11 protein-coding genes are annotated in these 9,055 nt (G+C 69.6%); 8 read left to right on the top strand and 3 right to left on the bottom strand.

Annotation, left to right across the window (positions count from 1 at the left end; all coding sequences use genetic code 11):
- Nucleotides 1–181: 181 nt before the first annotated feature.
- Nucleotides 182–1,129, bottom strand: a complete 948-nt coding sequence (locus HG543_RS56690; protein ID WP_253910671.1) for a hypothetical protein — start codon at nucleotides 1,127–1,129, stop codon at nucleotides 182–184.
- Nucleotides 1,126–1,488 (bottom strand): hypothetical protein, encoded by a 363-nt coding sequence (locus HG543_RS56025; protein ID WP_343073626.1) that lies wholly within the window; start codon nucleotides 1,486–1,488, stop codon nucleotides 1,126–1,128. Before HG543_RS56025 ends, HG543_RS56690 begins: the two co-directional genes overlap by 4 nt.
- A 40-nt stretch (nucleotides 1,489–1,528) precedes the next feature.
- Here HG543_RS56025 and prmA point away from each other — a divergent pair, with 40 nt between their 5' ends.
- On the top strand, nucleotides 1,529–2,395 hold the full coding sequence (prmA, locus tag HG543_RS47985) for a 50S ribosomal protein L11 methyltransferase (RefSeq protein WP_169351679.1): 867 nt from the start codon (nucleotides 1,529–1,531) through the stop codon (nucleotides 2,393–2,395).
- A gap of 55 nt (nucleotides 2,396–2,450) precedes the next feature.
- Here prmA and HG543_RS47980 read toward each other — a convergent pair whose 3' ends face one another.
- Nucleotides 2,451–3,575, bottom strand: a complete 1,125-nt coding sequence (locus tag HG543_RS47980) for a metal-dependent hydrolase (protein WP_169351678.1) — start codon at nucleotides 3,573–3,575, stop codon at nucleotides 2,451–2,453.
- Nucleotides 3,576–3,832: 257 nt separating this feature from the next.
- Here HG543_RS47980 and HG543_RS47975 point away from each other — a divergent pair, with 257 nt between their 5' ends.
- The 7 genes from HG543_RS47975 to HG543_RS47945 all read left to right on the top strand — a co-directional run.
- Nucleotides 3,833–4,069: an HIT family protein gene (locus HG543_RS47975; protein WP_211194677.1), complete on the top strand. Its 237-nt coding sequence runs from the start codon at nucleotides 3,833–3,835 to the stop codon at nucleotides 4,067–4,069.
- Nucleotides 4,070–4,178: 109 nt separating this feature from the next.
- Nucleotides 4,179–4,820, top strand: coding sequence for a LysM peptidoglycan-binding domain-containing protein (locus tag HG543_RS47970; protein ID WP_169351677.1), 642 nt, complete (start codon nucleotides 4,179–4,181; stop codon nucleotides 4,818–4,820).
- A 16-nt stretch (nucleotides 4,821–4,836) separates the two neighbouring features.
- Entirely contained in the window at nucleotides 4,837–5,511 is a 675-nt protein-coding gene (locus tag HG543_RS47965) for a carboxypeptidase-like regulatory domain-containing protein (RefSeq protein WP_169351676.1), read from the top strand.
- Nucleotides 5,512–5,518: 7 nt separating this feature from the next.
- A complete protein-coding gene (locus HG543_RS47960) occupies nucleotides 5,519–6,442 on the top strand; it encodes a hypothetical protein (protein WP_169351675.1) in 924 nt (307 codons plus the stop codon).
- A 10-nt stretch (nucleotides 6,443–6,452) separates the two neighbouring features.
- The gene (locus tag HG543_RS47955; RefSeq protein WP_169351674.1) at nucleotides 6,453–7,895 is read left to right on the top strand and encodes a hypothetical protein; all 1,443 of its coding nucleotides are present in this window, start codon (nucleotides 6,453–6,455) and stop codon (nucleotides 7,893–7,895) included.
- Between the two features lie 101 nt (nucleotides 7,896–7,996).
- Nucleotides 7,997–8,446 (top strand): DNA-binding transcriptional response regulator, encoded by a 450-nt coding sequence (locus tag HG543_RS47950; protein WP_169351673.1) that lies wholly within the window; start codon nucleotides 7,997–7,999, stop codon nucleotides 8,444–8,446.
- Nucleotides 8,447–8,529: 83 nt separating this feature from the next.
- A partial coding sequence (locus tag HG543_RS47945) for an AraC family transcriptional regulator (RefSeq protein ID WP_211194676.1) occupies nucleotides 8,530–9,055 on the top strand: 526 nt, incomplete at its 3' end.

The raw sequence follows: 9,055 nt of genomic DNA, 5'->3' as shown, positions 1-9,055 counted from the left end.
GCCCAGCCCCCCGAGCTGTGAATCCTCGCGGCCCTCGCACCGACTGCGTGCGAGCCCGCTCGCCCACGCCCGCCACCTCGCCCGAAAAGAACGGTGGACATGCCTTACGGGTTTCACCCCGTACCGGGGGGCAGGTGCGTGGATTAGGAGACGGTGACTCGTGGCGGAGGCGGAGCGGGTGTCAGCCCGGCGTCGGCGCGGGTGTCATGCCGGGAGCAGCGCCGCCCTCGCCCGCGAGCGCGGCGTCGATGGCGTCCAGCAGTGGACCGACGGGTGCCCCCGGAAGCGAGGTGCAGGCCTGGGCGAGTCCGCGCCGCATGCGCAGCCGCTCCGGGTGCTGCTTCGCCTCGCGGGCCAGGGCCTGGGGGTCCACCGGCAGGGCCAGCAGCGTGGCGCAGGTGCGGAACGTCTCCAGCCGGTCGCGGTCATCCTCCTGGAGGAGCACGGGCGTGCCGTCCAGCACCAGGCCGGTGAAGGTCTGCCCGCGCATCTCGTCCGCGGTGAGCACCAGCGTCGCGTTCCGGGTGGCTCGCGGCGGAGGCGGCGGACCACTGCCGCCGGCCAGCTCCACCATGCCATCGGCGGGCTGGGGCTCGCAGGGCACCTCGCGCAGGGCGATCATCTCGTCCGCCTTGCGCGTCTCGCGCGTCTCGCCGCCACGCGAGAGCCCGACGAGGCCGGTGACGAGCGCGGGCACGCCGAGGATGAGCAGCCCCACGCCCCACCAGGTGGCCACCTCGCGGTTGGAGGCGCCGTAGCGGCCCTCGCGGTCGATGGCGCTCCGGTCCGGCGTGTCCGAGAAGAGCGTGCGCCCCAGCAGCAGGCCTCCGCCCACGGCGGTGAGGACGCCGCCGGTGCTCACTGCGGCCGCGGCGCCGGAGGTGGAGCGGGTGGAGATGATTTCCTCCGCGTACTCCTGGTGCTGCTCGGTGCGGCAGATGTCGGCGGTGGTGAAGCTCACGGTGAGCTGGGGCCACTGGGCCTGGAGGTCCGCGAAGGGCAGGCGCTCGCCCACCCTCTGCTGCTGGGTGTAGGTGCGCAGCACGGGCCCACGCTCCGTGCGCCGCTCCACTTCCAGGGGCGCGCAGCCCACCGCGAGGACGAGTACCGCGGCTCCGGCGCGCTTCATGGCTGCACTCCCTGGAAGAAGTCCGTCACGTCCTCACAGCCCGCGAGGAACCGCAGGGTGTCCGTGCAGGCCGGGGGCGTCTCGGTGCTGATGCCCTGGTTCAGGAGTGGCTCGCGGCAGGACAAGAAGCGCTCGCGCGAGGGCGTGGAGAAGGTGAAGTCCTCCGCCCCACAGCCCGTTCGCTCCAGGAGGGTGGCGTCGCAGTCGAGGCCGGGGCGGATCTGCTCCGACACTCCGGGACAGAAGGACGTCTGGCACAGACGGGTGATGACATCCCGACAGACCGCCGCGTCCGGCGCTTCGGGGCCGGAGCAGGCAGCCAGGCAGACCAGGGGCCAAAGAATGGAAGGACGTTTCACGGCGCTTCCACGCTAGGCACAGGGGGATTAAACGGCCCGCATGTCCCAGACCTATCTGTCACTCACCGTGGAGTTGCCCGAGGAAGCGTCCGAGTCCGTACAGGACGTCCTCCATGAGTCGGGCGCGCTCGGCCTCGAGGTGAGGGATCGCGAGACGCCCACCATGCCGGGCGTGCGCGGCCCGAATCCGGGGGAGACCATCGTCATCGGCTATTTCGAGGACCGGGAGACGGCCGAGGCCGCCCAGGCCCAGGTGGCCGAGTCCTTCCCCGAGGCCCGGCTGGGCCTGGAGGAGCAGCCGCAGCAGGACTGGAGCAACGAGTGGAAGTCGCTCATCAAGTCCGTGCACGTGGGGCGGCTGTGGGTGGGCCCGCCGTGGGACGTGGCGAACGCGCCGGCGGACGCGGTGCGGCTCGTGATCGAGCCGAAGATGGCGTTCGGTACGGGTGACCACCCGACGACGGCGCTGTGTCTCGCGGCGGTGGACGCGTACATGAAGGACCACCCGGGCGTGAGCGTGCTGGACGTGGGCACGGGCACGGGCGTGTTGGCCATCGCCGCGAAGAAGCTGGGCGCGGGCCGGGTGGTGGGCACGGACAACGACCCCACCTCGGTGGAGCTGGCGCGGGAGAACATCGCGGACAACGGCACCCCGGACATCGACGTGTCGGGCAAGGAGCTGACGCAGGTGGACGGCACGTTCGACCTGGTGCTGGCCAACATCCTGGCGAACACGCTCATCGAGCTGGCGCCGCTCATCGCGCCCAAGGTGAAGGACCGGGCGATTCTCGCGGGCGTGCTCGCGCACCAGCGCGCGGACGTGGAGGCCGCGTACCGGAATCTCGGCTTCAAGGTGCTGCCCGGCGCGCAGCAGGGTGAGTGGGTGCGCATCGACCTGCAGCGGTGAATCGGCGGGTGACACCGTCCCTCATGCTTCGAGGGACGGTGTGCCGCGCGGTGCCCTACTCCCGGGGCCGTGCCCGTACGGGCCGCAGCTCGCGGTCCAGCTCCACGACGGCGGAGCCCAGCCCGTTGCTCTGCATGCGCGAGTAGCGCACGTCGTTGATGATGACGCGCCAACCGTCCGGCTTCTCCTCCACGCGGTACGTGGGAAGGCGCAGCCAGTTGGCGAGCCCGCGAACCTCCGGCGCGGACAGCGCGGCCTGGATGACGGGGCCGGGCAGGGGCTCGCGCGGCTGGCTCGGGTCGCTGATGCGGAAGCGCTCCTCGCTGCTGGCCAGGAAGTTCGCGCTGACGAAGTGATAGCGGTCCGGCCCCAGCGCGATGATGTCCCGCACGAACGGGTTGGCCGGAATGGGCCCGGCGATGGTGCGCTCCACCTCCAGCCCCTGCGCGCGCAGCCACGCCTGTGCCCCCGGCGCCGCCACCTGTGAGCCCACCAGGATGGCCCCCAGGTAGAGCACGAGCGCCACGCCGCACACCGTGGCCACGCGCTGCGCGGACAGCACGTGCGTCCCCCGCAGCCGCAGCCAGAGGATGGCCGCCACGCCCACCGCCCACAGCACCTTCGCGGGCCACGGCACGAAGCTCGGAATCATGATGAGCGCCGTGGTCGCCGCTCCCAGCACCAGCCAGCCCGCCGCGGACTTCCGCGTCCGCGCATCCGCCATCACCACGGACGCCCCCGCGAGCAGCCACACCCACGGGTCGATGATGAACAGCGTGTCCCCGTAGAACCACGTCCCGTCGAAGGGCATCAGCAGCCGCACGCCGTACGTGTTGAGCCAGTCCAGCGCGGGGTGACTGAGCACCGACAACACCGAGCACACGAGCAACGGGCCGAAGCGCGCGGGAGGCAGGTCCGGGCGTTTGCGTCTTCGCACATACCGGTCCCACAGCAACATCAGCCCCGTGAGCACGAAGGGCCACAGGCACAGCGCGAGCACCCCGTGCGTCCACCCTCGCCGGTAGTAGAGCGATACATCCGAGCCCCCGAACGCGAACACCGCGTCCACATCCGGGAGGTTCGCGCCGATGACGAGCGTCGCGGTGGCCAGCGGCGTGGTCCGCTTCAGCCCCGCCTCCGCCATCCATGCACCAACGAGCGAGTGGGCCAGGTTGTCCATGCGCGCGAATCACTCCAGAAGGGTGTCCAGTGGCCGCTTCAGGACAGCGCGTGAACGAGACACGGCCGTCCCCAGTGGCACGAGTATATGAACACCCGCCTCCCACACCCGCACCCAAAGCGTGCCGGGCACACCGTGGAGGACGCGATGAGCCAGTGGTCCAATCCGGAGAAGTGGGCCCGGCTGTGCAGCGGCGAGTCGTGCCCCATCTGCCTCGACGGCTGCCCATGGGATGTCCTCGGGAGGGCGCCACGTTCATGCGCGACATCCAGCGCGTCTCGCGCGCCGTGAAGACGCTCACCGGCGCGGTGAAGCTGAACTACGAGGTGCACGGCAACACCCTGCCCCACCTCCACATGCACTTCTTCTCGCGCTACCCCGGTGACCCGTTCGAGGACGGCCCCATCAAGCCGCGCGCGGTGACCGGCCCCGTCTATGCACCGGGTGAGTTCGAGAATCTGAGAACGCGGCTGCGCGCGGCGCTCACGACCTGAGCCACCCCACCCGCCCCTGTGTCCCGGCGTGACGCACCCGAGTTGGAATAAAACGCAGCAGGGTTGCGTCTGCACTCCCGGACGCATTACCACGCTACCCACCTTCGATATGTCGTTCGAGACCGTTGGCACTGGCAACTACATCGTGAAGGCCGGGGACTGCCTTTCCTCCATCGCGGAGGCCCATGGCCACATCTGGGAGACGCTCTGGGAGCACCCGGCCAACGCGGAGCTGCGGCGGGTGCGTGGCTCGCCGGACGTCCTCATGCCGGGGGACCGGGTCACCGTCCCGCCCCTGCGCCCCAAGTCCGTGGCGTGTCAGACGGGCAGACTGCACACCTTCCGCCGCAAGGGCGTGCCCACCCGGGTCCAGCTCCAGTTGATGAAGGGCGACCAGCCCCGAGCGAACATCCCCTACGAGCTGTGCGCCGGACGTGAGGTGCTGCAGGGGCACACGGACGTGGATGGCTGGGTCGAGCAGTGGGTGAAGCCCGGCATCCAGGAGGCGACGCTCTTCGTCGAGGGCGAGGAGTACGTCCTCCACCTCGGGCACCTCCCCCCCGTGGAGAGCAACGCGGGCGCGCGGGCCCGGCTCGCGAACATGGGCTACCTCGACGAGACCCGGGCCTCCTCCACCGAGGAGGACTTCCTCACCGCGCTGGAGTCTTTCCAGAACGACGAGGGCCTCCCTCCCACCGCGATGCTGGACGCGGCCACCCGCGAGCGGCTCGCCGCGGTGCACGGATGCTGAGCCGACGGGTGCGCGCATGAGCGAAATCCATGACGACCCGAGAGGCAGGAAGCGGCCCCTCGAGGAGGAGGTCCCGGAACAGCCTCCCCAACCGGAGCAGGAAGTCCCGCCACCTCTCGTCAAGCGCCAGAGGGTCATCCGCGTGGCCCGCACGCCCCGGCGGGGCACGTCGTCGAACCTGGTCGACACGCCGAGGCGGTGGATTGAAGTCGAGCTCTTCGACCTGGACGGAGTGCCCCTGGGCAACCGGCCCGTCGAGGTCTCCTGGACGCTGGACTCGGAGGAGCCCGCGCCCGCGCCCATCCAACTGACGCTCAACGCGTTCGGCTGCGCGCACGTCGACCTGAGCCACCTTCCCGAGGAGGTCACCCACGTCACCGTGAAGTTCCCCGGGACGGACGTGAACGACCTGCTGGAGCTCCGCCAGTCCGCGCAGCCGCACTGTGGCGGGGCGTATGCGATGGGGCCGGGCACGGCCTGGATAGAGCTCGAGCGGCTGGACGAGGACGGCCGCCCCATTCCCCGGGCCCCCTACCGCCTCACCCCGGCCGGAGCGTCACAGCCGCTGCTGGGGCGGCTCGACGACAACGGGCGCGCGCGCATCAACGGACTCCCTCCGGGCCCCTGCGAGGTCGAGTTCCCGGACACGGATGGTCGCGACCTGCTGACCCTCCTCGCCACCCGAGAGTGAGTGATTCATGCCAGAGACCTACGAAGTGAAGCCGGGCGAGGACCTGGTCCACATCGCCCACGCCAAGGGGTTCAACAACCTCGACACCCTCCTGGAGGCCAACGAGGCCCTGTGGACGGAGGACCGGGTGCGTGGCGAGGTCCACGCCGGTGACACCCTCCAGGTTCCGACCCGCGAGGAGCTGACGCCCATCCAGGCGACCTGTGAGACGGGCCGGCGCCACACCTTCGTCTGCAAGACGCTGAAGATGGAGGTGCGCGTCCTCCCCCTCGATGAAGAAGGCCAGCCCTACCGCAACGCGCCCTACACCCTGGAGGTGCACCTGGGCCAGGAGGGCGTGGAAGACCCCATCATCGAAGGGGAGACGGACGAGGACGGCGTCGTCGAGGAGTGGGTTCCCGTCGCGAAGCGGGCCACGCTGCGGCTGCTCGTCGTCAGGGACGAGGAGGAAGACGAAGACGAGGACGACCTGGAGGACTCCGACGAGGAGGCGTCCGAGCGCGACCCGGTGGAAGGGATGTCCGAGGAGGAGAAGGAAGAGTCAGACGGGTCCGGTGGAGAGAACGCGATGTCGGACGTGGACGACGCGCACGAGGAGCCCTCGTCCAGGTCCCGGCGGAGCGACGACGAGGACTTCACCATGGAGGATGACGCGGAGGACGACGTCGAACGGGACGAGCTCGTCATCCTGGAGCTGAGACTGGGTGAGCTGGCTCCGGTGGACACGATTCCGGGGATGAAGGACCGGCTGCACAACCTCGGCTACCCGTGCGAGGAGATGGAAGAGGCGCGCTGGGACGAGACATCCGGACGAAGCCTGCTGGCCTTCATGGCCGAGCAGGGCGCGCCCCGAAATACCTTCCCCGACGACGAGTCCTTCCTCGCGCGCGCCCGGCAGTTGCTGCGCCGGGAACACGACGGACTGGAGTGAGGAGACGCCCATGCAATGGCACCACTGCACCGCCAATCACTGGTCCCGCCTCGAGGTCGCTCCCGCCACCTGCCCGGAGCCGGCCTGCGCGCAGGCCATCGATCGGAGCTTCGATGACGTCGAGCTCAAGCCCTGGCACAGCTACGGCGCCGTGGACCCCACGCCGCATGACGTGAGCGCGTTCTCCGCGGGGATGACGTTCGACACGGCAGCGAATGCCGACTACTTGCAGAACAAGACCAAGCCCGACCACGCGGGAGACCTCGATGCCTACAAGAAGGTCCTGGGGAAGGTCGGCGCCATCAACTCCATCATGCGGATCGCCAGCGATGCGATGGAGGAGTACTTCGACCTCCTGTACGCCATGAGCACCGCCGACATCGATGCGTGCCTGGACCTGGCGCGGAAGGGCTCGGTCTACTTCGAGGGGATTCCCCGGGACCTCCAATGCCTGCTGCTCCGGCGGATGGCCGGCACCGTGAAGACCGACCTGGGCTTCGTGGAGGAGGACGTCGACATCGAGTTCAGGTCCAGGGACAAGTTGGGCGGCTTCTTCGTCGTCCGGGCCTCCAACTACGACGAAATCAAAGAAGCCGTGGAGAAGCTCGGCACGTCACTGGAGATGGACAACGAGGAGCTGGCCGAGGTGATGACCGCCGAGACGGCCCAGGATGTCCGGGACACGCTGGATGACCATGCCTGGTCGAAGCGCGACTATCCGGACGTCTTCAAGAACCGCGTCGAGCTGTTCTTCCGCACGCACTCCATGCTCATCCGCGCGCTGGAGCCGGCCCGCCGACGCGCGGCGGGTCCCATCAACGCCATTGCCCAGGCCCTATGGAGGAAGGGGCTGATTGACTCGGAGGACATCCTCGCGAAGGAGGGCGACTACGCGCTGATGAGCCACTCGGGCGCTTCCGCCAAGACGGCGACGGTGGAGGGAGATGAGGGCAAGGAGCTGCGCAAGACGAAGGCCCGGAACATCCTCGTGAAGCTCCTCGAGGAGACGAAGACCGGAACGAAGTCCCGAAAGCACGACCGCTCGGACGACTACGACCTGAAGGTCCTGGCGCGCGGCATCATGGCCTGGCTCGACGCCTTCAGGGATTCGGCGGACCGCAAGAACTACAAGAAGGTCGACGTCATCGAAGTCGACAAGAAGGTACCGAAGAACAAGAAAGACCCCACCCCCATCGATGTCACCGTCAAGAAGGTCAAGACGTACTTCGTGAAGGTCAACTCGAAGCAGTACTACCAGGGCACGTTCGTCCAGGCCGGCAAGAAGTCCCGCTACGACGCGCCCGCGAAGAAGGACCGGAGTATGCAGGGCGTGGTCCGGCTCTACCTGCGCACGGAGGGCCCGGAGCTCGACGCGGAAGTCGAGGAGCAGACCGAGAACCTGAAGAACCTCTTCCTCGGGCTGCTCATCGCGGACCACGGCCGCTGGGCGTGAGCCCGGGGAGGCGGGCGAGCCCCCCACGTGTTGGCTGGCTCACGTCCGGTCCATTCGTGGGGTGGCTGACGTCCCGGACCGGACGCACATTGCGCCGCAACATGACCCGTCCCACCGTGCTGATTCTCAATGGCAGTGAGGACCTCCTGTCCGTCCTGGCCGAGTTGCTCCAGGCCGAGGGGATGAACGCGGTCTGCGCGCGCACCCCCGACATCGAGCGGGGCCGCGAGGACTTCCGCAAGCTGGTCCAGGAGCACGACCCGGCCGTCATCGTCTTCGACGTGAGCGTGCCCTTCGGTCGCAGCTGGGCCACCTGCCAGGAGCTCGCCGAGAAGCCCGAGGTCTCCGGGCGGCCCTTCGTCATCACGACCACCAACCGCGAGGGCGCGGAGGAGTACACGGGGCCAGATGTCATCGAGCTGCTCCTGAAGCCCTATGACATCGGCAGGTTCCTGTCCGCCGTGAAGGAGGCGCTCAACCGCTCCGCGCCCCACCGGCGCTCGCGGGTGCTGGGCACGGGCGACGGCAGCTCCTCCAACCTGCCCTCGTGACGTGGGTCCACCGGACGACGAGTCCGCCGTCCCACCCGTTGGGTCCGGCGCCCGGGACGGAGTAGCGTCCGGGGCGCGTGGAGATGCCCGCCCCATCCCGGCCGCCAACCGAGGTCCGCTCCCAGCTCGTGGGTCCGCTGCTCGCGTACCTGCGCGCGACGGGGCATGACCCGGCGCCGCTGGTGGAGCGCTTCGGGCTGCCCGCCAACGCCGCGTCCCTCCCCGAGGTCAGCCTCCCCCTGACGACGCTGCACGCCTTCCTCGACGCGGCCGAGGCCCTCTCCGGGGATGCCTTCCTCGGCCTGCACGTGGCGCAGCGGGTGCCGCGCGGCACGTACGGCCTCGTCGAGTACATCGCCCGGGCCTCGCCCACCGTGCGCGACACCTTCCGCGTCCTCGCCCGGTACATGGCCCTCCTGGAGCCGGCGTGGCAGGCGTCCTTCCACGAGGCCCCCGACGGCAGCGGCACCTTCGCCTATGGCATCCCCGGCGAGCCGCTGGCCTACGGCCGCCACGCCAGCGAGTACGGCCTCGCCCTCTTCGTCCACGTGGGGCGCCAGCTCACCGAGCGCCCCTGGAGCCCGCGCGCCGTCGCCTTGGCCCACCCCA

The organism is Pyxidicoccus fallax (assembly GCF_012933655.1).
Lineage (GTDB): Bacteria > Myxococcota > Myxococcia > Myxococcales > Myxococcaceae > Myxococcus > Myxococcus fallax.
Note: the sequence above shows the minus strand (reverse complement) of the source record. Positions and strands in the feature narration are given on the sequence as shown.